This is a genomic window from Ahrensia marina, from assembly GCF_042140245.1.
Taxonomy (GTDB): Bacteria; Pseudomonadota; Alphaproteobacteria; order Rhizobiales; family MH13; genus MH13.
Window position 1 is genome coordinate 3,397,289 of record NZ_CP159483.1, and the last position, 23,833, is coordinate 3,421,121.

General features: G+C 58.2%; 20 protein-coding genes. 9 read left to right on the forward strand and 11 right to left on the reverse strand.

The features are described 5' to 3' along the window. Window positions 1-6: 6 nt before the first annotated feature. From ABWH92_RS16445 to ABWH92_RS16475, 7 genes are all read right to left on the reverse strand, one after another. Window positions 7-1,152 carry an iron-containing alcohol dehydrogenase gene (locus ABWH92_RS16445; protein ID WP_375570210.1) on the reverse strand — a complete coding sequence of 382 codons (1,146 nt, stop codon included), beginning with the start codon at window positions 1,150-1,152 and terminating at the stop codon, window positions 7-9. Further along, complete coding sequence (locus ABWH92_RS16450) at window positions 1,149-2,531, reverse strand: aldehyde dehydrogenase family protein (RefSeq protein ID WP_375570212.1); 1,383 nt, start codon at window positions 2,529-2,531, stop codon at window positions 1,149-1,151. The genes ABWH92_RS16445 and ABWH92_RS16450 overlap by 4 nt, the downstream gene beginning before the upstream one ends. Window positions 2,532-2,541: 10 nt before the next feature. Next, window positions 2,542-3,906, reverse strand: a complete 1,365-nt coding sequence (locus ABWH92_RS16455; RefSeq protein ID WP_375570214.1) for a glutamine synthetase family protein — start codon at window positions 3,904-3,906, stop codon at window positions 2,542-2,544. A gap of 75 nt (window positions 3,907-3,981) precedes the next feature. Continuing rightward, window positions 3,982-5,052, reverse strand: coding sequence for a TRAP transporter substrate-binding protein DctP (gene dctP / locus ABWH92_RS16460; RefSeq protein ID WP_375570215.1), 1,071 nt, complete (start codon window positions 5,050-5,052; stop codon window positions 3,982-3,984). A gap of 52 nt (window positions 5,053-5,104) precedes the next feature. Beyond that, on the reverse strand, window positions 5,105-6,439 hold the full coding sequence (locus tag ABWH92_RS16465; protein ID WP_375570217.1) for a TRAP transporter large permease subunit: 1,335 nt from the start codon (window positions 6,437-6,439) through the stop codon (window positions 5,105-5,107). Then, complete coding sequence (locus ABWH92_RS16470) at window positions 6,436-6,936, reverse strand: TRAP transporter small permease subunit (protein ID WP_375574273.1); 501 nt, start codon at window positions 6,934-6,936, stop codon at window positions 6,436-6,438. Before ABWH92_RS16470 ends, ABWH92_RS16465 begins: the two co-directional genes overlap by 4 nt. A gap of 24 nt (window positions 6,937-6,960) precedes the next feature. Beyond that, a complete protein-coding gene (locus ABWH92_RS16475) occupies window positions 6,961-7,704 on the reverse strand; it encodes a DeoR/GlpR family DNA-binding transcription regulator (protein ID WP_375570219.1) in 744 nt (247 codons plus the stop codon). A 164-nt stretch (window positions 7,705-7,868) separates the two neighbouring features. Here ABWH92_RS16475 and ABWH92_RS16480 point away from each other — a divergent pair, with 164 nt between their 5' ends. Genes ABWH92_RS16480 through ABWH92_RS16490 form a run of 3 tightly spaced genes read left to right on the forward strand, consistent with a single transcriptional unit; the run spans window position 7,869 to window position 11,889 of the window. Then, complete coding sequence (locus ABWH92_RS16480; RefSeq protein ID WP_375570221.1) at window positions 7,869-9,254, forward strand: NAD(P)/FAD-dependent oxidoreductase; 1,386 nt, start codon at window positions 7,869-7,871, stop codon at window positions 9,252-9,254. Further along, window positions 9,251-10,477: an NAD(P)/FAD-dependent oxidoreductase gene (locus ABWH92_RS16485; protein ID WP_375570223.1), complete on the forward strand. Its 1,227-nt coding sequence runs from the start codon at window positions 9,251-9,253 to the stop codon at window positions 10,475-10,477. Before ABWH92_RS16480 ends, ABWH92_RS16485 begins: the two co-directional genes overlap by 4 nt. Continuing rightward, a complete protein-coding gene (locus tag ABWH92_RS16490) occupies window positions 10,474-11,889 on the forward strand; it encodes an FGGY family carbohydrate kinase (RefSeq protein ID WP_375570224.1) in 1,416 nt (471 codons plus the stop codon). The genes ABWH92_RS16485 and ABWH92_RS16490 overlap by 4 nt, the downstream gene beginning before the upstream one ends. Window positions 11,890-11,903: 14 nt before the next feature. Here the strand turns inward: ABWH92_RS16490 and ABWH92_RS16495 are convergent, their stop codons facing one another. Further along, window positions 11,904-12,413, reverse strand: coding sequence for an Lrp/AsnC family transcriptional regulator (locus ABWH92_RS16495; protein ID WP_375570226.1), 510 nt, complete (start codon window positions 12,411-12,413; stop codon window positions 11,904-11,906). Window positions 12,414-12,481: 68 nt separating this feature from the next. After that, on the reverse strand, window positions 12,482-13,135 hold the full coding sequence (locus ABWH92_RS16500) for a uracil-DNA glycosylase family protein (RefSeq protein WP_375570228.1): 654 nt from the start codon (window positions 13,133-13,135) through the stop codon (window positions 12,482-12,484). Window positions 13,136-13,230: 95 nt separating this feature from the next. Here ABWH92_RS16500 and ABWH92_RS16505 point away from each other — a divergent pair, with 95 nt between their 5' ends. Then, window positions 13,231-14,754: a sensor histidine kinase gene (locus ABWH92_RS16505; RefSeq protein WP_375570230.1), complete on the forward strand. Its 1,524-nt coding sequence runs from the start codon at window positions 13,231-13,233 to the stop codon at window positions 14,752-14,754. Window positions 14,755-14,786: 32 nt separating this feature from the next. Here ABWH92_RS16505 and cobT read toward each other — a convergent pair whose 3' ends face one another. Then, window positions 14,787-15,833 (reverse strand): nicotinate-nucleotide--dimethylbenzimidazole phosphoribosyltransferase, encoded by a 1,047-nt coding sequence (gene cobT, locus ABWH92_RS16510; RefSeq protein ID WP_375570231.1) that lies wholly within the window; start codon window positions 15,831-15,833, stop codon window positions 14,787-14,789. 106 nt (window positions 15,834-15,939) lie between these two features. Here cobT and ABWH92_RS16515 point away from each other — a divergent pair, with 106 nt between their 5' ends. From ABWH92_RS16515 to ABWH92_RS16525, 3 genes are all read left to right on the forward strand, one after another. Next, on the forward strand, window positions 15,940-16,752 hold the full coding sequence (locus ABWH92_RS16515) for an adenosylcobinamide-GDP ribazoletransferase (protein ID WP_375570233.1): 813 nt from the start codon (window positions 15,940-15,942) through the stop codon (window positions 16,750-16,752). 64 nt (window positions 16,753-16,816) lie between these two features. Continuing rightward, entirely contained in the window at window positions 16,817-17,059 is a 243-nt protein-coding gene (locus ABWH92_RS16520) for a DUF1289 domain-containing protein (protein ID WP_375574274.1), read from the forward strand. Next, complete coding sequence (locus ABWH92_RS16525; RefSeq protein WP_375570235.1) at window positions 17,059-17,328, forward strand: hypothetical protein; 270 nt, start codon at window positions 17,059-17,061, stop codon at window positions 17,326-17,328. Before ABWH92_RS16520 ends, ABWH92_RS16525 begins: the two co-directional genes overlap by 1 nt. Here ABWH92_RS16525 and ABWH92_RS16530 read toward each other — a convergent pair. Beyond that, the gene (locus ABWH92_RS16530) at window positions 17,325-18,167 is read right to left on the reverse strand and encodes a sulfite exporter TauE/SafE family protein (protein ID WP_375570237.1); all 843 of its coding nucleotides are present in this window, start codon (window positions 18,165-18,167) and stop codon (window positions 17,325-17,327) included. The genes ABWH92_RS16525 and ABWH92_RS16530 overlap by 4 nt on opposite strands. Window positions 18,168-18,402: 235 nt before the next feature. On the opposite strand from ABWH92_RS16530, the gene pepN reads away from it, so the two are divergent. Both pepN and ABWH92_RS16540 read left to right on the forward strand, forming a co-directional pair. Next, entirely contained in the window at window positions 18,403-21,084 is a 2,682-nt protein-coding gene (gene pepN, locus ABWH92_RS16535; RefSeq protein WP_375570239.1) for an aminopeptidase N, read from the forward strand. A gap of 199 nt (window positions 21,085-21,283) precedes the next feature. Further along, entirely contained in the window at window positions 21,284-23,737 is a 2,454-nt protein-coding gene (locus tag ABWH92_RS16540; protein WP_375570241.1) for a PAS domain-containing sensor histidine kinase, read from the forward strand. Window positions 23,738-23,833 lie beyond the last annotated feature (96 nt).

The window sequence follows — 23,833 nt, forward strand, 5'->3', positions numbered from 1 at the left end:
GCATAGTCACATGGCGGCGTCGAACAGCGCGCGGGTGTTTTCCAGCGTCATCTCAACAGGATTGCCGCCAACGCTTGGATCTTCGATGGCCATGGCTGTCAGTTCGTCCAATCGACTCTCTTCGACACCAAGCGCCGCTAAGCCTGATGGGATGGCGAGCATCTGGCGCAACTCCATGACCCTGCCAACAAAGCCTTCACAACCGCCGGATATGCCCAGATAGGCTGCCGCCTGAGCCAGCCGTTCTTCCACTGCAGACCGGTTGAACGCTAGGCAAGCAGGCATCACCACGGCGTTAGTTGTGCCGTGGTGGGTCCCGTAAACCGCGCCGACTGGGTGGCTGAGCGCGTGGATCGCGCCAAGACCTTTTTGGAAGGCCACCGCGCCCATCATTGCAGCGCTCATCATATGCGCTCGTGCTTCGATATCAGTGCCATCGTGATAGGCTTTGGGCAGGTTCTCATTGACCAGCCGCATCCCTTCCAAAGCAATCCCTTGGCTCATGGGATGGTAGAACGGTGACGAAAACGCCTCCAAGCAGTGCGCGAAAGCATCCATGCCGGTGCCTGCCGTGATCATTTTTGGCATGCCGACGGTCAACTCGGGATCACAGATCACCACCGTTGGCAGCACCTTTGGATGGAAGATGATCTTCTTCACATAGGTTGCTGAGTTGGTGATGACCGAAGCACGGCCCACTTCTGAACCCGTTCCGGCGGTGGTCGGCACGGCCACAATGGGCGCGATCCCATCAGGATCAGCGCGCGTCCACCAGTCGCCAACATCTTCAAAATCCCACAAAGGCCTGGTTTGCCCCGACATGAAGGCAACCATCTTACCCAAATCAAGGCCGGACCCGCCGCCAAAAGCGACCACGCCATCATGAACACCTGCCTTGTAGGCTTCGAGCCCTGCGGCCAAATTCACCTCATTGGGGTTGGCATCGACGTCAGAAAACATCGCTGCGCCCAAACCAGCCGCTCGAAGAATATCCAAAGCGCGCGTGGTGATCTCCATGCCAGCCAAACCACGGTCGGTGACCAAGAGAGGCTTGGTTATCCCTGCCTGCGAGCACGCGTCCGGCAACTCTGTGATCCGCCCTGCCCCGAATTTGATCGCGGTGGGATAGGACCAATTGGCCGTTATGCTCATGACTTGACCTTTCGCATGTGGTAGCTGCGCGGGCGCGTGACCGAGGCATAGCCGATGGCCGACATGGCCCCGCCGCGTCCGGTGTCTTTGCAACCCGTCCAGCAGACCGCCGGGTCGATATAGTCGGCCCGGTTGAGGAACACTGTGCCTGTCTCGATTCTTCGTCCTAAGGCGAGCGCACGTTCTGGATCCGCTGTCCAAAGGCTGGCGGTGAGGCCATAGGCGCAATCATTCATGAGCGCCAAAGCCTCTTCATCATCCTTGACTGGCATGATGCCAACCACCGGCCCAAAGCTTTCCTCGCGCATCACGGCCATGGTGTGATCGACGTTCACCAAGACCTGTGGGGCAAGGTAGGCCCCACCGTCGTCGGCAGGAAAGTGCGCAGGATCGATCAACGGCTTGGCCCCTGAGGCAATGGCAGCCGCGATCTGATCGCGCACCACTTTGGCAAAGCGCGGATGCGCCATCGGGCCGAGCGTTGTTTCCGGATCAGTTGGATTGCCCAGCTTCAGGGTGTTCACCCATGTCACGGCTTTTTCAACAAAGGTGTCATAAAGGCTTTCGTGGACGTAGATCCGCTCAATGCCGCAGCAGCACTGGCCAGCGTTGAACATGGCACCATCCATGAGCGTATCGACGGCCCAGTCCATGTCGGCATCGGCCATTACATAGGCTGGGTCCTTACCGCCAAGCTCCAATCCCGTGGCGGTGAACGTGCCGGCGGCCGCCTTTTCGATGGCACGACCACCGCCAACCGAACCGGTGAAGTTCACGAACCCAAAGGAACGTGCTGCAATCAGCCGCTCGGTTCCTGCGTGATCAAGAACCACATTCTGGAACACGTCCTTTGGCAGATTGGCAAAAGCCTCCGCCAACATCTCACCGACCAAAAGCGTTTGGCTGGCATGTTTCAGCATCACCGCATTGCCAGCAACCAGCGCTGGAACGATGGTGTTCATCGCCGTCATGTAGGGGTAGTTCCAAGGCGCAATCACAAACACCACGCCTTGTGGCGCGCGCTCGATCCGCCGGTCGAACTGGGCATTATCCTCAACAATTTCAGGCGCTAAGGCATCCTTAGCGATGCCCAGCATATACTCTGAGCGCTCATTCATGCCGCCAAATTCGCCGCCATAGCGCACCGGTCGGCCCATCTGCCACGCCAGTTCTTGGACAGCACGATCCGACATGGCGTTAAGGGCAGTAAGCGACTGTCGCACCATGGCCATTCGCTCGGCCAATGGCAGCTCTGCCCAGGCCGCTTGCGCAGTTTTGGCGCGAGCAACTGCCGCGTCAGCGTCGGCGTGGCTGAGCGCAGATCGTTCGGCCACGATGCTCCCATCGACGGGAGATATGCATTTGATGGTGTTGGTCATGTGTCTTCGCTTAAGCGCGCTCGAAGCCGCGTTTGATGTCCCAATCGGTCACAACCCGATCATTCTCACTGATTTCCCAGCGGGCAGCGTGGACGTAGTGATCGACAACGTCATCACCGAACGCCGCACGCAACATAGCTGATCCGTTTAGCGCTTCGGTGGCCTCACGCAAGGTTTTTGGAATCTCGCGCGCTTCGGTCGCCTGGTAGACATCACCAGAGGCTTCTGCTTCCAGCTCAAGCCCTTTTTCGATGCCATCCAAACCTGCCGCTAGTTGCGAGGCCAAAGCAAGGTAGGGGTTGAGATCCGCGCCACCGATCCGGCACTCCACACGAACGGCCTTGGTGCCAGCACCGCAGACACGAAACCCAGCTGTACGATTGTCAGTGGACCAGACGGCCTTAGTGGGCGCAAACAGGCCCTCAGTGAAGCGCTTATAGCTGTTCACATAAGGTGCTAAAAACACTGTCACGTCTGAGGCGTGGGCCAAAAGCCCGGCTAGATATGAACGCATCATGGCGCTCATCCCGTGAGGGCCATCAGGGTCGTAAAACGCTGGCATCTCACCTTGCCAGAGCGATTGATGCACATGGCTGGAACTGCCAGCACGGTCCGTCGCGTATTTGGCCATGAACGTCACCGAGCGATTGTGCGCAAAAGCGATCTCTTTGGTCGCATTCTTGGTGATCGTGTGCATGTCAGCGGTGTCGAGCGCATCAGAATATTTGATGTTGATTTCTTCTTGGCCGGTTTCGGCCTCGCCCTTAGAGTTTTCCACCGGGATGCCTGCCCCATAGAGCCCGTTGCGCAGATCGCGCATCACAGCTTCTTCCTTGGTGGTTCCCATGATGGCGTAATCGATGTTGTAGCGCCCAAGGGTTTGCAGATCGCGGTAGCCCTGATCGCTCAGCGCATCAAAAGCCTGCTCGAACAGAAAGAACTCCAGCTCAGTGGCCATCATGGGCGTCAGGCCCATCGCTTTGGCACGTGCGATTTGGCGTTTCAGGACAGTTCGCGGTGCGACCGGAACCTCCTGATGCGTATGGTGGTCGAGCACATCGCACATCACCATCGCGGTGGCTGGAAGCCAAGGCACGCGGCGTAACGTGCTTAGGTCAGGTTTGTGAACATAGTCGCCATACCCGGCCTCCCAGGAGGCAGATGTGTAGCCCGGTACGGTGTTCATCTCCATATCTGTGGCCAGCAGATAATCGCATCCGTGGGTTTCTTCATGGCCACCATTAACGAAATGCGCTGCGTGAAAACGCTTGCCCATCAGGCGCCCCTGCATGTCCACGATACAGGTGAGGACCGTATCAATTTCGCCTGTCTCGACGGCTGCTTTAAGGGCTTCAAACGTCAGATTTGCGGGCAATGGCTTTATCTTTCGTCACGTTAGAACGCGTTGCGAGGGCCGGAAGGCCCTCGCTTTTGTCGTGTTATAGCTGACTTAGCGGTAGGGGTAACCCGCCGCTTCCATCGTGGCCGCATAGGCTTTGAAGGCATCAACAACTTTGCCGGCGCGCGGCGAGGATGCGGCGATCTCATCCCAGAAAACCTGAGCGTCGGCGTTGACTTGTGCCCACTCGTCATCAGGCAGCGAGGTCAATTCCATCTTCTCGCCTTCGACACGAAGCTGCGCTTCGCCGCCCCAGTACCACTGAGCGCGGTAATAGTGCGATTGATCGATGGTGCTGCGATAGAGCTGCTGAAGATGCGCAGGAACAGCGTTCCAGCTTTCGGTGTTGGCAAAGTAGCTACCGAACCACGCACCTGTCATCGAGTTGGTCAAAGCGTAGTTGCAAAGGTCAGCCCAACCCACCTCATAGGCTTCGGTAAAGCCGCACCAGGCAACCCCGTCAAGCTCGCCAGTTTGCAGCGCAACTTCCACATCATCCCATGGCACGGTGACCGGGATCAGGCCGTACTGCGAGAGGAACCGACCAGCGGTTGGCACGCCGAACACGCGCTTGCCGCGCATATCGGCCAGGCTGCGGATTGGGTCTTTGGTGAAGACGTGCAGCGGATCCCAAGCACCTGAGGAGAGCCACGTTACGTTCTCAACTTCACCGTATGCCTCAGCCCAGATCTCATTGAGACCGTAGTAAGCAAAGAGCGCGGGCACATCGAGGGCATAACGCGTGGCAAACGGGAAGTAGCCGCCAAACACAGAGATATCGACAGGCGAAGCCATCGTTGCATCGTCCGATTGCACCGCATCGATGGTGCCGTTCTGCATGGCGCGGAACAGTTCGCCGGTCGGGACCAACTGGTCAGCGTAGTAGAGCTCGATTTCCATCTCACCATTGGCAGCGGCGTTAAATGCATCGACCTGTGGCTTGATAACGTGGGCACCAAGCGGTGCGCCGGAATAGGTTTGCAAACGCCAGCGAATGGGAGCCTGCGCTTTGACGATGGCCGGTGCTGCCAACGTGGCAACGCCGCCGACGGCGCCAGCCGTTAGAAATTTACGCCGTGACGTGAGTATCTTCTCACTGGGACTGAGTATCTTTTCGGTCATTTTCATTCTCCTCTACTTGGTTGGAGTTTGGCCTCTTATCGGGCCTTGGGGTCTAACGGCCGCGCACATACTCTGGCAGCCATAGGGCAATTTGCGGAAAGATCATCACCAGCGCGATTGTCGTCGCCATCATGATGACGAACGGCCAAATGGAGCGGTAGATATCGATGAGGTTGATTTCTTTGGGCGCCATGGCCCGCATGAGAAACAGATTGTAGCCAAAGGGCGGTGTGATATACGCGATCTGGCAGGTCATGGTGTAGAGCACACCGAACCAGATCAACTGGTTTTCAAAACCCAGATCCAAAAGCCTGACCAATGGCACGTAGAGCGGGGCGACGATGACCAGCATCGCGGTGTCGTCCAAAAACATGCCCATCACAATGAAGCTGAGCTGCATCATGATGATCACCTGCCACGGGGTCAGCTCCCAGCGGGTGATGAACAGCGTTTCAATGGCGCGAACAGCCCCGATCCCATCAAACACCGCACCAAAAGCAAGCGCTGCAAGGATCAGCCACAGGAACATGCACGAGATGCCCAGGGTCTTGCGAGCAGTCGCGTGGATCATTTTGAAGCTTAGTCGCCGCTTCCAGGCGGCTGCCAGGGTGGCGCTGGTGGCGCCGACTGCAGAGCTTTCCACCAGGCTCGTAACGCCCATGACGAAGAGGCCCGTCATGGTGAAGAAGATCAGGAAAGGAATGATGCCTGCGCGCAGGAGCGCAAGCTTTTCACCCAGTGGCATCTCCAGATCTTCATCAGAGACCAGTGGGGCAAGCTTAGGGTTCACCCGGCACCGCGCCCAGATATAGATGACGAACATCGTTGCCATCAGCAGGCCAGGCAGCACGCCGGCCAACCACAACTGGCTCACCGGTTGGCGCGCGATCATGCCGTAAAGCACCATGACGACCGACGGCGGCACAAGAATGCCCAGGGACGACCCACCCTGAACCACCCCGGTGATGAGCACCTTGTCGTACCCACGACGCAGCATCTCTGGTAGGGCAATGGTTGCACCGATGGCCATGCCCGCGACGCTCAGACCGTTCATCGCTGAGATGATCACCATCAGCAAAATGGTGCCAATCGCCAAGCCGCCACGCACTCTGCCGAACCAGACGTGCAGCATCCGATAGAGGTCTTCGGCAATGCCGCTCTCGCTGAGAATATAGCCCATGTAAATAAACAGGGGCAGCGTGAGCATGGGAAACCAGTTGAACAGCTTGAACGCCTGGCTGAACGGGATTTCCACCCCGCCGGTGCCATAAAGCATCAACACCATGCCGCTGGCGACGAACCCAATGGCAGCAAACACCCGCTGACCGGTCAACAACAGGACCATCATGGAGGCGAACATTAAGAGCGCAATCATCTCATAGCTCATGAGATGGGCTCCCCTTTGGCGGCGTACCAGTACTTGATGATGAGGGCGAAGGCCTGCCCCAGCATGAGCACGGTGCACGCCGTCATCAGCGCTTTGATTGGGATCATGGATGGGTTCCACATGCTGAACCTGCGCTCGCCTGTCTCAATGGCGTAGGTCAGCGAGGAGATAGAACCAAACAGCAGCACGCTGAGATAGAACAGCAGACAGACCACGGTTATCAGGTCCATCTTGGCTTTTCCTGTTTCGCTCAGGCGCTCATAGAAAAGGTCCATCCGCACATGGTCATTGTCTTTCAAGGTGAGCGCGCCACCCATGAAATAGTAGGCCGCCAGCGTGAACTGTGCCGCCTCAATGCACCAATGCAGCGGGATATCGATGACATTGCGGGTGACGGCATCCAGAAGCAGGATCGCGATCATCAAGAAAATCAAATACATGGCGACGATGCCGACCCAATCGGCCAGCTTGTCCATCGCTCGCACATAGGCTCGCATCACGTCACACCGCCCATATCTTACTCAGCACACCGTCACTCCCGATTCGGTCAATGCGGCCATAAGAGAGGGCTCAGGCGGCACGTCGCAGACCAGCACATCAATCGCCTCGAGCAGGCAAACCCGATGCGCCGCTGATCTGCCGAACTTTGCACCATGGGCAAGAACAATGCAGCGACGCGCATGGGTGCGCATGGCACGAGCAACATGTGCTTCTTCCAGGTCAGCATCCATCGCGCCCCCAACTTGGTCAATGGCGGTCACGGTCAACACGGCTGCATCGGCGCGAAACTGAGCGATTTGTCCAACGGTTTCTGGCCCAACTGTCTGGGCATTGTCGTTTCGGAAACGACCACCGAGCAGCAACACCTCGCTGTCGCTCATCGCTTGAGCGATATGAACGGAATTGGTCACTGTCGTTAGGTCCGGCACCGCTGACAGAGCCGAAGCTGCGGCGAGTGTTGTTGATCCAGTGTCCATAAAGAGCGTCTCACCGGGTTGAACCATCGGCACCAGCTTGGCGGCGATTTCAGCCTTGGCGCTTGCTTGGTCTTCGATGCGCTCGGCAAAACTTCCTTCGCCCAAAAACCGCATGCGCCGCGCCGCGCCATGCACTTTTTGCAACGCGCCGGCTTCAGCCAGCTGCGATAGGTCTCGGCGGATTGTTTCGGCTGATACATCAAAAAGAGCGACAAGATCGTCCACGCTGGCCTCGCCCTGGCGGTCGACAAGCTCAATGATTTTGCGCTGACGGTCTTTTGGCTTCAAACCCGGGCCCTCTTCGTAACGTCAGCTAAGCCCAGTCAAAATGACTGTGTCAACACGACACTGCCCAAATAATAGCCATTCGGGCAATTTCACCAAGCATAATTGACTGATCGGGCATCGTATGCCAGCGTCTTGTGCATCCCCCATTCGCTGGAGCCTCACCGTTGCCCACCACTCACCCGACCACCGGGGCCTTCGACATCGCGGTCATCGGTGCGGGCGTCGTGGGGTGCGCGCTTGCCCGCAGATTTGCGATGGATGGCGCGCGGGTGGTGGTTCTGGAGAAGGCCCATGACATTTTGGATGGCGCTTCCAAGGGCAACTCGGCCATCCTGCACACGGGATTTGATGCGCCAGTGGGATCGCTGGAGGCTGAACTTATCGCCGCTGGGCACGCTGAATATCTAGAGATCCATGATCGATTGAACTTGCCGCTGCTGACGTCGGGCGCACTGGTTATCGCGTGGACTGAGGATGAAGAGGCGGCTCTGCCAGGTTTGATGGAGCAAGCCCGGGCCAATGGCGTCTGCGATGTTGAACCGCTCGAGTCATCGGCATTGCGTGCTTTGGAACCTGAGCTTGGTCAACAGGCCCGCGCGGCGTTTCGCGTTCCCCGTGAGTATCTGATCGACCCCTGGGCAGCACCGCTGGCCTATTTGACCCAGGCCATCAGCCATGGTGCCACTGTTCTTCGTGATTGTGAGGTCACAAGCGGTCACTTCAATGGAGCAACCTGGGACCTGGAAACCAGTCACGGCCCCGTGGTAGCTGACGGGGTAGTCAACGCGGCTGGCCTTTACGGCGATCAGGTCGATCACATGTTGCTCGGCCGGAGCGATTTTTCCATCAAGCCGCGCAAAGGTCAGTTCGTCGTTTACGACAAGCCCGCCTTCAACTTGGCAAGCCACATCCTGCTACCTGTGCCGACCAAGGTCACCAAAGGTATCGTTGTCTGCCGAACAATATGGGGCAATCTCCTGGTCGGCCCAACGGCTGAAGAGCAAGAGAGCCGCACCGACGCGAGCCTTGACCAACCGGTTCTGGAAGCTCTGAAAGCGCGCGGCGAAGAAATCCTCCCAGCGTTGAAGGATCACAGCATCACAGCGCTTTATGCGGGACTGCGACCTGCCACCGAAGAGAAGCACTACAGGATCAACGTGCACCCTGAGCGGATGGTGACGGTAGGCGGCATTCGCTCCACCGGACTATCGGCGGCGCTGGGGATCGCGCAGCATGTTCGCGCATCGTGGGATGAGCAATGGCAGGCACCAGAACCCGTCTGGCCGACCGTGCCCAACATTGCAGAAACAAGGCAGCGTGATTGGCAGAGCTCCGGCCATGGCGGTGTGCTCTGCCACTGCGAAATGGTCACCCAACGGGAGGTTCTTGCTGCCCTCAACGGCCCCTTGCCTGCCCAGTCTTTGGCCGGTCTGAAACGGCGAACCAGGGTCACGATGGGACGCTGCCAAGGCTATTATTGCGCCGGTGCTTTGGCGGAGCTGACCAAGGGCCGTTTAACGCAGCCAATGACCCAAGCTGAAGACACATGACACCTGTCCTACCAGCCCAAGCTGATGTCATCATCATCGGGGCCGGCCCGGCTGGCCTTTCAGCGGCTGCCACGCTTGCCAAGCTCGGTGTGGAGCATGTGGTTGTGCTTGACCGTGAGGCCGAGGCGGGCGGCGTACCGCGCCATTGTAGTCACTCGCCCTATGGCTTGCGCGAGTTTCGCCGCCTGATGAATGGGCCACGCTATGCCAAAGCACTGGTGCGCAGAGCGATATCAGCAGGCGCAACAATCTACACCGGCGTCAATGTCACCCGGCTGCGGCCAGGTCCAACACTTGACGTTACCTCCCATGCCGGGCCCTCCACACTTAATGCCCGCGCCGTCTTGTTGGCGACCGGAGCACGCGAAACGACACGCGCTGAGAGACTAATCGGTGGCACCAAGCCGCAAGGGGTGATGTCCACCGGCGCCCTGCAACTGATTTTGGAAGCAGGTCAAAAACCGTTTCAGCGCCCTGTCATTCTTGGCACTGAACTGGTTGCCTTCTCGGCACTTATGTCCTGCAGACTGGCCGGCATTCGACCTGTCGCGATGATTGAACCTGGTCGCCAAGTTACCGCGCGCTGGCCAACCGCTTTGTTTCCGCGCGCGCAGGGCATTCGATTGCTCACCAATACAAATATCTCTCATGTTGACGGCTTGGACCATGTCACCGCCGTTCACCTGACCACCGGCGAAAGACTGCAAGCCGATGGCCTGATAGTCACCGGGCGCTTCCAGCCGGATACACCGCTCTTGGCGGGCAGTGAGATCCAGCGCGACCCGGGAACAGGCGGACCGGAGATTGACCAGTATGGGCGTTGCACTCTGGCAGGCTACTTTGCTGCAGGCAATTTGCTCAGGGCTGTTGAGACTGCAGGGTGGAGTTGGTCTGAGGGTCGCTCTGTTGCACGCGCCATCCACTCTCACCTAGCAGGAGAACTGCCCTCTGAGATGGGCGAGCGCATCGTCTTGTCTGGCCCGATCTCAGCCCATGTTCCGCAACGGGTTGCACCTGCATTAAAGTCACGGCCAAAACTCGGGCTGGAGGCATTGCAGTTGCGGGTTGGCCAGCCTGTGGATGGCAGGTTGAATCTCCTGGCAAAAGGCGCGGTGGTCGCCAGCAAGCATTTGCGCACCCGGCCAGAGCGGCGCATCCTGCTACCGCTTCCCGGCTATGGAACAGAACCACATGTTCAGCTTCGTGTGAAAGGCGACCCATGATCCTAGCCATTGATCAAGGCACCACCAGCACTCGGGCGCTGATGGTGAGCGAGGATGGCGAGGTGACGCCTTTGCTCGGTCTGCCGCACAAACAGCACTACCCACAGGCTGGATGGGTGGAACATGATCCGCTTGAATTGCTGACCAACATAGAAGCCTGCATCCAGGCTGGGGCCGATGCTGGAGCCGTCGCTGTTGGTTTGGCCAATCAAGGCGAGAGTTGCCTGGGATGGGATGCGCGAACCGGCGCGCCTGTTGGTCCGGTGATCGTTTGGCAGGACATGCGCACCAGTGATGTCACAGCCAAACTGGCTGCCGATGGCATGGCCGACATGGTCCTTCATCGGGCAGGCCTTCCGCTTGATCCCTATTTTTCGGCAACCAAGCTGGCGTGGATTCTCGCCAATGTACCCGAAGCGCAAAAGCTTGCAGCCAACGGTCATCTTCGCTTGGGCACGACGGACGCTTGGTTTCGTGACAGGCTGACAGGACGCTTCGAGACAGATGTTACAACTGCGTCTCGCACATCACTGATGGCCATAGACTGCTGCACCTGGGACGTAGATCTGTGCGCGCTTTTCGGTGTCCCGATGGAATGCTTGCCGCGCATCACACCGACAACTGGGATGCTGGGAGAAACATATGATCTTCCCCTGTGCGCCAGTGTGACGGACCAGCAGGCAGCGCTTTATGGCCATGGTGGGCACGCGCCCGGCCAGGCCAAGATAACGTTTGGAACCGGCGCATTCGCCTTGGCCGTTACCGGCCCATTGGTGCGTACCCAAGGCGTGCTGCCAACAATGGGATGGCAGCTTGAAGGGGCAGCCTCTGTCTACGCTTTGGATGGTGGTGTGTACGCAGCAGCCTCAGCGGTGAACTGGGCACGCGGTCTGGGGCTGTTCGATAGCTATAGCCAGATTGAGCAGTTTGAAGGACGGGCCATTGAACGCGGACTGGCCTTTGTTCCTGCCCTGGCTGGGCTTGCCTGCCCCCATTGGGACAGATCGGCCCGAGGTGCCTGGTTGGGACTGGGCTTGGACACCGAACCGGCTGACATGATGCAAGCATTGCTGGAAGGGGTGGCCCTGCGCGCTGGTGAGGTGATTGCCGCCATGGACACAGCGACCAAGCTGTCGGGGCCAATCGCGATTGACGGCGGCATGACGGCCAACCCCTATTTCTGCCAGTTTCTGACAGATGTTTTGGGTCGCCAAACACGGCGATCAGACGAAGCAGAACGAACGGCTCTGGGCACGGCAGCACTGGCCGCTCATGGGATGGGCCTCAGCATCTCACTGCCCCAAGTGGGAGAGATACTCTCTCCCCAACCCCTGCGCGATGATGTGCTGGATCGGTTCAGCCAAGCCCGGAATGCCGTCTCAGCCTTTGGCCAGATAGCGCCCAGCGGTTGATAGCATCCCCAACCTTACACGCTGGTGGCAGGGCGCTTGTCGACCTTCATGTAATCGAGTGGCAGGGCCGTGGTGTACTTGATCTCTTCCATCGCAAAAGATGAGGAGACATCCGAAAGGTCAATCTTGGAGACCAGCTTTTTATAGAACGCATCGTAAGCTGCGATGTCGGGAACGACGACCTTCAAAAGATAATCGATGTCACCGGAGAGGCGATAAAACTCGACCACTTCAGGCATGGCGCTCACCACCTCAGCGAACCGTTTCAGCCACTCGTCGGTGTGCTGGTTGGTGCGCACCGAAACAAAGACCGATACGCCAGCGGCAATCGACGGCCCGTGGAGCAAGGCAACGCGCTTGGTGATGATGCCGGCTTCTTCCAGTTTTTGAATACGCCGCCAGCAGGGCGTTGCCGACAGGCCCACACGTGCAGCGATTTCGTTCATGGAAAGCGTCGCATCGTCCTGCAAGGCAGCAAGAATGCGGCGGTCGATCACATCGAACGTCAAATCAGGCAAACTCATTTTATGAAATCCATGAATGAGGTGATTTATTGCATATATCTGCGTTTAGCACCCCCTTTCCGCAATGGCTATGCAGGGGTTGGATTTTCCAACGCGGACGCGATGCGCGTCTGAATAATCGGCACCAGGTCTGTTTCAAACCACGGGTTGCGCTTCAACCAAGCAGTGTTGCGCCAGGATGGGTGCGGCAGAACGATGGTTGGCGCTTGCCTGGTCTGCTCCAGATTTTCAGACTGCGCCTGGATGGTCACAGTGAGATTTTCGCGCTTCTTTTCTGGCAGGTGATAGTCACGGGCGTAGCGCCCAATCACCAGGATCAGGTCAAAGCTGGCTCGGCCGGCGAACAGGTCATCATGCCAGGTTTGCTTGCATTCACGACGCGGCGGCAGGTCGCTGCCCTTGGCATCATAACCAGGAAAACAAAAGCCCATCGGCACAATGGCCAGCTCATCTGCGTTGTAGAAAACCTCTTCATTAACCCCCAACCAACTGCGCAAACGGTCTCCAGAGGGGTCAGTGAACAGCCTGCCTGACGCATGGACGCGGGCGCCCGGCGCTTGCCCGGCCAGCAGGATTCTTGCCCTTGCGGAAAGCTGAAAGACTGGCCGCGGTTCATGGGGTAACGCAGGCAGATGCGCGGGTTCATCGCGGCAGATGCGACAGGCCCGCGCCTTTTGCATGACAGTCGCCAGCTTTTCTGGGGCTCTCGGCTGCGCTTTCATGATCGATTAACCGTGTTGGGCAAGGCTCTGTTCACTCTTTTGGCAGACTTTGGGCTGTACGCTGCACGCCAGCTTTTCACAGCATTCAAGGCCCGATGTCGACACGCTTGCAAGCCACCGGTGTTTCCAGTCTCGCGCAGAGCCGCGCGCGGGCGGATCGTCGGCGTGACACACGCACCGCCGTGCGTGGTGTGCGAGAACGGCTGAACTCAGCAACCGGGCAAACGCTCACCTATGAGCAGCAGATCGTTGCTCTGTTTGCTGGCAATCATTTGGGTGGTTTTGCGTTCCAACTGGCCTTTGTGGTGGCCGTGTGTGTGGCCGCATTCTTCGTCATGCCCACCATCATGGCGGGCGCCTGGTCTGTTGCCATCATCTCTGTTCAGCTTTTTGTCGCGCTGATGGCCAAGAAGGTTGCACGCGCCGATCTTGATACGCTCGATCCGGTGCGATGGGTGCGCCACTTCTCCATCGCCGAAACTGTGCGTGGTGTGGTTTGGGGCCTGTTGCCGATCAGCCTCTACATTGTGGGCTTGCCGCCTGAACTGGGTAATATGGACCCGCTGATGTTCTCCATTCTGGTTGTGGTTATTGCCACATCAGCGATGCTGAACCATCATTTGCCGATCACTGCTGCCTGCGCGACAACGCCCATCGCCGTCTGCTACGCCGTCTCCCTTGGTGTTCGTGGCGATGCGATCAGCATCATCATGGCATTCGGTGCTTTGGGCGTGCAGTTGTTCTTCCTGATCATCGCCCAGCAGATGCATCGCACCACGCTGGCGTTGCTGGAAGCACGCGCACAGAAAGACGACATGATCGCCGAGCTGGAACAACAGCGCGGTATTGCCGAAGAAGCCCGCCGCCGCGCCGACGAAGCCAACCTTGCCAAGTCACGCTTCTTGGCGACGATGAGCCACGAACTGCGCACACCGCTCAATGCGATTTTGGGCTTTTCCGAAGTGCTGAAAGGTGAAGTGCTTGGCCCGCTGCCGAATGATCAGTACCGCGAATACTCCAATGATATTCACGAGTCCGGTGCGCACCTTCTCAACCTGATCAACGAGATTCTCGATCTTTCGCGTATCGAAGCCGGCCGTCATGAACTGAGCGAAGAGGCCGTGCAGGTCGCCTACACTGTGGAAGAGGCAGCACATCTTTTGGCGATGAAGGCAAAAGGCAAAAGCATCACCGTCCATGAGGACTACCAAGAGGGCATGCCGAAACTCTGGGCTGATGAACGTGCCGTGCGGCAGATCACGCTGAACCTTCTGTCCAACGCCATCAAGTTTACGCCGCTCAATGGCGAGGTCACGGTGCGTGTGGCCGCAACGCAGGATGGCGGTCAGATGATTGAGGTGCGCGACACCGGCCCCGGCATCCCCGAAGATGAAATTCCAGTGGTTCTTTCCTCCTTCGGCCAGGGCTCGATCGCGATCAAGCATGCCGAACAGGGCACCGGCCTTGGTTTGCCCATCGTTCAGGCGCTGATGAAAACCCATGGCGGGCGCTTTGAGCTGCACTCAAAGCTGCGCGAAGGCACATTGGTGCGGGCGATATTCCCAGCCGACCGTGTGATGCAGGCCATGCCTGCCATGGCATCAGAGCGCGCAGCGTAGCTTCTTTGATCGCCTGGGCAGCGCCCGCCGGGTCAGCTTTCCTGCTCGGCAGGCAAGCTCGTCACTTCAGGCAAACCAATATCGGCAAATGTTGCCATACCCGAATGAGTGGATGCTGCTGACTTCACCAGCATCGCTGCCAGGGCAGCACCCGTGCCCTCGCCCAACCGCATGCCGAGATTGAGCAGCGCCTTCTGGCCCATCGCATCCAACGCTTTTTGATGGGCCTGCTCAGCTGATACATGGGCAAACAGGCAATGATCGAGCAATGCTGGATCGATCTTGTGAAGCACGGCAGCGGCGCTGCTGACCACAAACCCATCGATCACAACCGGCACACGCTCAGCGCGCGCTGAGATAATCGTGCCAACCATGGCGGCAATCTCGCGACCGCCAAAGCAGCGCAAAATCTCCAGCGGGTCATTAAGGCTGGGCGCGTGCAATGCCAAGCCTTTTGTGATGGCTGCGACCTTGCGAGCCCGCTGGTCATCGTCAGCGCCAGCGCCGTCACCAACCCAGTCTTCAACATCGCCACCATAGAGCGCAGCGTAAATGGCTGAGGCGGCTGTTGTGTTCCCGATCCCCATCTCGCCCAAACAGACCAGGTCCACACCACCGGCAATGGCCTCCATGCCAAAGGCTATGGTCGCCGCGCAGCCTTTCTCATCCATCGCAGGTTCTTCAGTGAAGTCGTTCACCGGCATATCGAGCGCCAAGTCGAAGACTTTCAGGCCGAGGCCGTGCAAAGCGCAGAGCTGATTGATTGCCGCCCCACCCTGCATGAACATGTCGACCATGGTTTGGGTGATTTCCATTGGCCAGCGGGAGATTCCCTGGGCGTGGACGCCATGGTTGCCAGCAAAAAGCGCCACGATAGGTCGTGTAATCTGTGGCTTCTCAACGCCCTGCCAGCCAGCAAGGAACAGCGCGATATCCTCCAACTCGCCCAACGAACCGGTGGGCTTAAGCAGATTGGCATTGCGTAGCGCTGCGCGCCCGCGCGCTTCCAAATCAGGTTGGGTCAAGCGCTCAAACAGGGCGCGGATATCGTCGAAAGGTAGGCCGGTCGCAGTGGGCACGTTGGTGAGTCCTCACACGGTTGAAAACGTGGTGGCGCAATAGCGCGCGTTGGATTGCGGTTCAATTGGCCTTGTCGTCACGTGCGCGGATGCGTACCGGTGCGCCATGACGTTTTTGACGACCTTTCTGTTCGACTTTTATCGGACCTTGCGGTTCGCCACCCGCCTGCCCTTGCCCGTCTTGCCGCGCGAGAACGATGATCCGATCGTGTCGGCCGATGGGTTTGCACCCGCTTTTGCAGCTTGCGGTGTGATTGTCGGTGGCATCGGAGGCGTGGTGACAGCCTTGTCGTTGATACTCGGCATAGAAGCGTTTCTGTCGGCACTGCTTGGCACCACTGCCATGATCCTCGCCACTGGCGCTCTGCATGAGGATGGCCTTGCCGATTGCGCCGACGGGATCGGCGGCGGTCGCACACGTGAGCGCAAGCTGGCCATCATGCGCGACTCCGCTATCGGCACTTATGGCGTGTTGGCGCTGATCCTCAGCGTTGGCGGGCGGGTTCTTACGTTGGCGACCCTGGTTGCCGCAAGTCCTTTGCTTGCGTTGGCAGCGCTTATCGCCACCCAAACACTTAGCCGAGCAGCCACCATGGGCTTGGCCAGTACGCTTGATCATGCACGACCCGATGGTGCCTCAGCACGGCTTGGCAAACCATCACGGAAAGCAGCTCTCACGGCGCTTGGCCTATCCACTTGTGTTGCCGGCCCAGCCTTGTGGCTCGGCGCGGGCCTTTGGATTGCTTTGGGGATGCTCATTAGCCTGTTGGCCGTGATGACTGGACTGACTTGGTTAATCGCACGAGCTGCACGAAAGCACCTGGGAGGACAGACAGGCGATGTTCTGGGCGCCAATCAGCAGCTAACAGACCTTGCTGGCCTGATAACCGTTTCTATATCAGTGCCCATGATCATTTAGCGTCCGCTAATCAACCCATTGCTTATGGTTTTTGAGTTTCATGGCCTCCCCGTCCGATAGCCCGATGGCGCCCCCTCCCCCTGCCCACCAAAGCTCGACAGTCTCGCCGTGCATTCAGGTCTGCCGGATTGATCCATTGCTTCAGCTTTGTCTGGGATGCGGTCGCACCATGGATGAGATCGGACGCTGGTCAAAACTGAGCGACCCGCAACGGCTCCAGGTCATGGAGTTACTCCCCGACCGGATCAAGCACTTGAAAATGCAGCGCAAGGCCGCTGGCATCGACGAACAAAGCGGAGGCCAGTGATGCCGATTTATGGATGGGTTGCTGCAGCCATCCTCGCCACCGGACTGCTGGTGCTGTTGATAGGCGGCAATGGAGACACTCTGCTTGGTGTGGAGCCAGGCCAGTTGGCCGCTGTCACCGCTATGCTTGCCCTGCTGGTTTATCTGGGCGGTGGCGTTTTGACCCGTGGACAGCCCGTCGCACCACTGCTTCGTTACCTGCTGCTTTGGGGCGGTGCGCTGATTGTCCTACTCGTTGGCTATTGGGGCTATCAGAGCGTGATTGGCTAAACGCCGAGCAGTGCAGCAATGAAGCGCAGCGCGACGATCACCAGAAAGACCCCAAACGATATCTCCAACGTGCGCTTGGGCAATGCGTGCGCGATTTTCACACCCAGAGGCGCTGTGAGAACAGTCAGCGGCAGCAGGAGCGCCACACCTATCAGCGAGACAAAGCCCAGCGAGAAAGGCGGCACCACATCCATTTGCGGCCAACCGGCATAAATGTAGCCAAGCGTTGCTGGGATGGAGATCAGAACGCCAACGCCTGAGGATGTTGCAATGGAGTTGAGGATCGGGCGCCCGTAGAGGGTTTGCACCATGTTGGCCATCACGCCGCCGCCAATGCCCATTAGCGAGGATAGCAGACCAATCACCCAGCCGATCACCCGCATCGGCCAGGGGCCAGGTAGATCTTTACCCAGCTTCCAGCTTTCCCGACCGAACAGCAGCTTGACGGCATTGAGGGTTGCAACCACTGCAAAGACCAGAAGGAACACCCACGGCTCTGCGACACGGGCGATAAGCGCACCGACAATGACGCCAAGGAGAATGGGGACCGCCCACACTTTCAGCACGTCCATGTCCACCGCACCGCGCGCCTTGTGACCGCGAAAGGAGCGGATGGATGTGGGGATGATCACCGCCAGTGATGTACCAATAGCAAGGGGCGCACGAACGGCCTCATCAACACCAGCAAAGCCAAACACCTCGAACAACACTGGCACCATAACCGCCCCGCCGCCAACACCGAAGAGGCCTGAAAGCACGCCGGTGATCGCCCCGGCGACGAGCAAGGCGGCAGCCAGGTAGAACGCTTGATCCATAGGAATGGCGGAGAGAGCTTCCATGAGCGAAAGGGCCCCGTTGACGTGTGTGAGAGGACTGGATGAACCGTTGATCCGACAGGCCAGCCGTGCGCGATAGGTCGATTGCCTACGCCGCCAACTCAGCCATGGCAAGGCGCGTTGGATCGCGATGAGGCTCTTGTGACCGTGATCGTCTGACAGGGATTGATATGCGCGATAGGCCCGACGGGTTATTACGTCTTGTTCTGGGCACGCCTTGCATGCCATGTCCCGTCGAATGAAGAACGAGACGCCTCCATCCATTCGCCTGGCAGACTACAAACCGCCTGCCTTCCTTATCGACCATGTGGATATGACAGTGCGTCTGGATGGACCGTGCACGCAGGCCAAAGCGACCTATCACGTTCGCCCCAACCCATCGCTCGTCCATGCAAACGGCCATGGGCAACTCGTGCTGGATGCCGATGCGCTTGGTCCGGTTGATGTGCGGGTGAACGGTGCTCAGATCGAGCCTCAGCAAGATCGCAAACACGTTGCTTTCACACTATCGACGCGCGAGGGAAGTAAAGTAGAGGTTGCCACCACCCTTGATCCGGCCAGCAACACAGCGCTGAGCGGGCTTTATCTCACCAATGGCGTTTACTGCACGCAATGCGAGGCAGAAGGGTTTCGCCGGATCGTACCTTTCCTTGATCGCCCTGATGTTTTGGCCACATACACCGTGACCTTGGAGGCGCAGCAAGCCGCCTGCCCGGTGCTTCTGTCCAACGGCAATCCCAGCCCGATCGAAGCACTTGATGATGGCTGGCACAGCATCACTTGGCATGATCCTCACCCCAAACCATCCTATCTGTTCGCGTTGGTTGGCGGTCATCTGGACCAGGTCCGCGACAGTTTCACCACACGCGATGGCCGCGAGGTTGCGCTTTCGATCTATGTGGAGCCTGGCAAGGCTGAACGCGCCACATTCGCCATGCAGGCCCTAAAGCGATGCATGGCGTGGGATGAGGAACGCTTTGGACGGCTTTACGATCTTGATGTGTTCAACATCGTTGCTGTGTCAGATTTCAACCTTGGCGCGATGGAGAACAAGGGCCTCAACATCTTCAATGACAAGTACATCCTGGCCTCGCCGACGACGGCAACGGATGAAGACTATCAACGCATCGATGCCATCATCGCCCACGAGTATTTTCACAACTGGTCAGGCAACCGCGTTACGTGTCGCGATTGGTTTCAGCTCTGTTTGAAAGAGGGGCTGACCGTTTTCCGCGACCAAGAGTACACCAGCGACATCTACGATCGGACGATCAAACGCATTACAGATGTGCGCGATCTCTGGGCGCATCAATTCCCCGAAGATGGTGGACCGCTGGCCCATGCAGTCCGACCCGATAGCTATCGTGAGATCAACAACTTCTACACCGCGACCGTGTACGAAAAAGGTGCTGAAATCGTACGCATGATCGCATCTTGGCTTGGGCCGCAGCGCTTTCGCGCAGCGATGGACCGCTACTTCTCAACCTATGACGGTCAGGCCGTTCGGCTTGAGGATTTTTTAAGCGCGATGAAGGCTGAGGCCGGTGATCTGGGCGCTTGGCCGGACTTTTTGGGCTGGTACACACAGGCCGGGACTCCGCAGGTGAGTGTCGACTGGCAAGCGGATACGCACGCAGGCACCGCACACTTGGCGTTTAGCCAGTCCACCTCACCGACACCGGGACAGCCTGACAAGAAGCCCCTGCCCGTCCCATGTCGCCTCGCCCTTGTTGATGAAGCCGGTGATGACCTTGCCATCTCTCCTGACCATGTGGTCGTTCAAGGTGGCCGCCTTGTGGGTGATCAGTTCCTGCTTGATAGCGCACACGGTTCTTTGCAGTTCACTGATCTGCCCAGTGGCACGGTGCGTCCATCGCTCTTTCGAGACTATTCAGCCCCCGTGAACCACATGGTGGAGGGACTAGACGACTCCGACCGGTTGTTCTTGGCCGCCAAGGACAGCAACACGTTTAGTAGTTGGGCCCATTTGCAGTCGCTCTACAGTGATGCTTTGCAGAGGCGCTATCACCGCCTAACCCTTGGCGAACCGCTTGGTGATGATCACGCCTTGTTTGAAGCAATGATCGCCGCCGGACTTTGTTGCGAGATCGACCATGATACCGATCAAGCTGGTCGGGCGGCTACCATCACCCTGCCCTCCGCGCACGACTTAGCGCGCACGATTGGCCGCAATATCGACCCGCTTCATGTTGAAGAGGCGCGCATAAGCTTCTCTCGCGATCTATGCGCTGATCGGGGCACCTCCGTGGTCGAAGCGCTTGAACGCTTTGAGTTAGAGGATAGTGGCGACATTGCCCCTGAGGCAGCTGCAAAGCGCTCTTTGGTTTTAGCCCTGCTGCAACATCTTTCGCGCTGCGAGACACCAGATGTTGACGACCTACTGGGGCGGGCGCTTCGCGGCGCCGGCGGCATGACCATGCGGATCAAAACCCTTGCCTTGCTGCTTCAACGCAGAAGCCCGCTGGCCGATCAGGCACTGGAGGCATTTGATGCGGAGTTTCATGATGATCCGCTGACGATGGACAAGTGGTTTGCCATCCAGGCAATGAACGGCACGGCTGACACGTTGGTGGCACTGGAAGGCCATCGCTCCTATGACAGGGAGAATCCCAACCGCGTCCGTAGCCTTCTAGGCGCTTTCGCGACCGGCAATCTGTCTGGGTTCCATGCAGCCGATGGATCGGGTTACCAGCTGATGGCTGAGCGGATCGGAACACTTGATGGTCGTAATCCGCAACTGGCTGCCCGCCTCGCCTCGGCCTTCCGCACGTGGCGTACGATGGATGCCGCGCGTCAAACGTTCGCCCAAGCTGCGTTGGAAACCCTGCAATCAATGCCGAACATATCGACAGACCTTTCAGACATCGTAACGCGGATGCTCGAGCCTGAGGCCAGCTGACTGCTGCCAATCGGTCTTCAGTGGCCCGTGATTGTTACCGTTTGGTCACATCGGCGGGCTGGAAGCGTTTAAACTTCGCTAATTTTTTCATCTGATTGCCCTTCAGACTCTGGACAAGCTGATTCGCAGCGATTCAAATCAAAGTGATTCGGAAGACTGTTGCGTTCCAGCGTATCAAACACATTGAAGGCAATTCAGCATGGCGCGGGCGACAGCTCTTGCGGCAAACGGCGACTCATTGCCGTTTTCACGCGACACTCAAGGCACTGAGCAAACTGATCATCGGCGCAGCCCTGCCGATCAGCGCGATGCCTTTCGCCCGCTCGATACTGAACCCTCGTCGCTTTCCACCCCTTTGCCCGCTGCAGCGGTTGCCACACCCCTGACGCTGCGCCTGCGGCACCTCACATCGGCACTTATCATCACGTTTTTGGTGGTGTTGATGGTGGTGCGTGTGAGTGCGCTTTGGACAGAGCGCTCTGGTCGGCTAGCAGATCTGCAAAACATGCTCGATACACAGGCGATGGTGATCGCTCAGATGGCGGTTAGCGCGGTGACCAATGGCGACGTTGAAACACTTCGTCAGGGCGCCAGCTTGGCCGTCCAAGCGATCTATGATGGTGCGGGCACGCCCCTAGAAGCCCGGCTTCAATTTGGCGACCGCACTGTTTCGACAACCTATCCGGCTGATCTGGACTTCAGCTCCGTGGTCATGGGCGACGAGGCCGTGCAGAAGCTGCTCTACGCGCGCGCTCAAGCCACTGGGCCGGCAGGCACCGTGCAAGCCTCCCTTCTTGTTGACCCTCAACCGGTGCAGGCCGCGTGGCTTGACGAGATGTCCAACGAGCTAGCACTGCTAGGCGGGATCAGCCTTGTCATTTTGATCCTTGGCTACTCGTTCATCTGGCAAAGCGACCGCACGGTTTCCGCCACCGAACGGTTCACCACAGCGCATCTACGGCTTGAAACGGCTCTCAACCGGGGACGCAGTGGCCTCTGGGACTGGGACTTGGACAGTGGCGCCATCGACTGGTCGAATTCAATGTTCAACATGCTTGGCTATGCGCCGAGCGGCAAAGTTCTCAGCATCGGCGATCTCGACGCAATCCTGCATCCAAGCAACACCGATCTCGCACTCAAGGCACGCGCTCTGCGCAAAGCGCGCAAAGGGCAACTGGAAGCGACCATCCGATTGTTGCACGCCAATGGTCAGTGGCGCTGGATCCATCTGCATGCGGAGGTCGTTCGTTTGCCGGGAGCCAAGTTGCGGCTGATTGGTGCAGCAAACGACATCACGGATCGGCGCCGGTTTGAGCGCAAAACCACGGAGGCCAACCGGCATCTTCGCGAGTCCATTGAGGCGGTATCGGACGCGTTTGCACTTTGGGATACGAAAGGCAATCTGGTTGCCAGCAATGATGGCTTCAACCGCTTCAATGCCTTGTCACGCAGCGGCGACCTTCGCGGCAATGATGGCAACGTTCTCTGCCCCTTCGACTTAGAGCTATGCGCCTCGCACCTGCTTGGCCAAGAGGAAAGCGAAGATGGCCAGATGATTGAGAAACCGCTCATCTGCGGCCTACCAGATGATCGTTGGTTCCAGGTCACCGTTCGTAGCACCTATGATGGCGGCTTCGCATTTCTCGGCAGTGATATCACCGCGCTGAAAGAGAAAGAGCAGGCGCTGGTGGACTCTGAAACCCGCCTGATTGGAGCTATTGGTGATCTTTCCCGTTCGCGGCGCGATATGGCCGCGCTTGCGCAGCGCTTCAATGAAGAGAAAAAACGTGCCGAAGCTGCCAGCCAGGCAAAGTCGGAGTTCTTGGCGAACATGAGCCACGAGCTGCGCACGCCACTCAATGCCATCATTGGCTTTTCTGAACTGATGCGCACCGAAATCCTCGGTCCACTCGGCAGCCAGACCTATTCCGGCTACGCCAATGATATTCACAAAAGCGGTCAGTTTCTGCTTGGCGTCATTTCCGATGTGTTGGACATGGCCAAGCTTGATACCGACCGCGTGACCGTTTCCCCACAACGCGAAAATGTTGCGGTCGCTGTCAATGAGTGCATCCGCATGGTCCAACTGGATGCCGACAAAGCAGGTGTCTCCATCACAACTGATCTGGGCGACAATCACTTTGCTGAGTGCGATCCCAACGCGATCCGCCAAGTGTTGCTCAACCTACTCAACAACGCAGTGAAGTTCACTCAGCGCGGCGGGAAAGTCGTTGTGCGCATCCGCTGCAAGGGCGACAAGCTCTTCTTGAGCGTGCGTGATACCGGCATTGGTATTCCCAAAGATAAGCTGGACAAGGTCACCGAACCTTTCGAGCAGGTGCACAGTGCCATGACACGGCCACGCGAAGGTTCAGGTCTCGGCCTAGCGATCTCACGCAAACTCGTCGATCTGCACAATGGCGCGCTGCGGATCAACTCACGCGAGCACGTTGGAACATTGGTAGGTGTTTCCCTTCCGGTGCGCTTTACAGGTCAGAACGATGATGCTGACAGCGGCAAAGACGTCCATCACGCCAACTACGTTTCGACCACTGTGAAGAGCACGGCTGCTGTCGAGCGACCATCAAGGCGTATGCCCTGCACCCCTCTGGCAAAATCTCAAGAGGCCCAACCAACGGTGCATGCCTCTTAAGGCCCAACGGTTTCAGCAGCTCTCAAAGACACGCCCCGGTCAGAGACCGAGGCGCTTTGATGTGACTTGAGGCCATAGCAAGACTCAATCACCTTG

Coding starts and splice junctions, on each gene's coding strand:
- ABWH92_RS16445 (WP_375570210.1), bottom strand. CDS start 1,152: ATGAGCATAACGGCCAATTGGTCCTATCCCACCGCGATCAAATTCGGG.
- ABWH92_RS16450 (WP_375570212.1), bottom strand. CDS start 2,531: ATGACCAACACCATCAAATGCATATCTCCCGTCGATGGGAGCATCGTG.
- dctP (WP_375570215.1), bottom strand. CDS start 5,052: ATGACCGAAAAGATACTCAGTCCCAGTGAGAAGATACTCACGTCACGG.
- ABWH92_RS16465 (WP_375570217.1), bottom strand. CDS start 6,439: ATGAGCTATGAGATGATTGCGCTCTTAATGTTCGCCTCCATGATGGTC.
- ABWH92_RS16470 (WP_375574273.1), bottom strand. CDS start 6,936: ATGCGAGCCTATGTGCGAGCGATGGACAAGCTGGCCGATTGGGTCGGC.
- ABWH92_RS16485 (WP_375570223.1), top strand. CDS start 9,251: ATGACACCTGTCCTACCAGCCCAAGCTGATGTCATCATCATCGGGGCC.
- ABWH92_RS16490 (WP_375570224.1), top strand. CDS start 10,474: ATGATCCTAGCCATTGATCAAGGCACCACCAGCACTCGGGCGCTGATG.
- ABWH92_RS16495 (WP_375570226.1), bottom strand. CDS start 12,413: ATGAGTTTGCCTGATTTGACGTTCGATGTGATCGACCGCCGCATTCTT.
- ABWH92_RS16500 (WP_375570228.1), bottom strand. CDS start 13,135: ATGAAAGCGCAGCCGAGAGCCCCAGAAAAGCTGGCGACTGTCATGCAA.
- ABWH92_RS16505 (WP_375570230.1), top strand. CDS start 13,231: ATGTCGACACGCTTGCAAGCCACCGGTGTTTCCAGTCTCGCGCAGAGC.
- ABWH92_RS16515 (WP_375570233.1), top strand. CDS start 15,940: ATGACGTTTTTGACGACCTTTCTGTTCGACTTTTATCGGACCTTGCGG.
- ABWH92_RS16520 (WP_375574274.1), top strand. CDS start 16,817: ATGGCGCCCCCTCCCCCTGCCCACCAAAGCTCGACAGTCTCGCCGTGC.
- ABWH92_RS16525 (WP_375570235.1), top strand. CDS start 17,059: ATGCCGATTTATGGATGGGTTGCTGCAGCCATCCTCGCCACCGGACTG.
- ABWH92_RS16530 (WP_375570237.1), bottom strand. CDS start 18,167: ATGGAAGCTCTCTCCGCCATTCCTATGGATCAAGCGTTCTACCTGGCT.
- pepN (WP_375570239.1), top strand. CDS start 18,403: ATGAAGAACGAGACGCCTCCATCCATTCGCCTGGCAGACTACAAACCG.
- ABWH92_RS16540 (WP_375570241.1), top strand. CDS start 21,284: ATGGCGCGGGCGACAGCTCTTGCGGCAAACGGCGACTCATTGCCGTTT.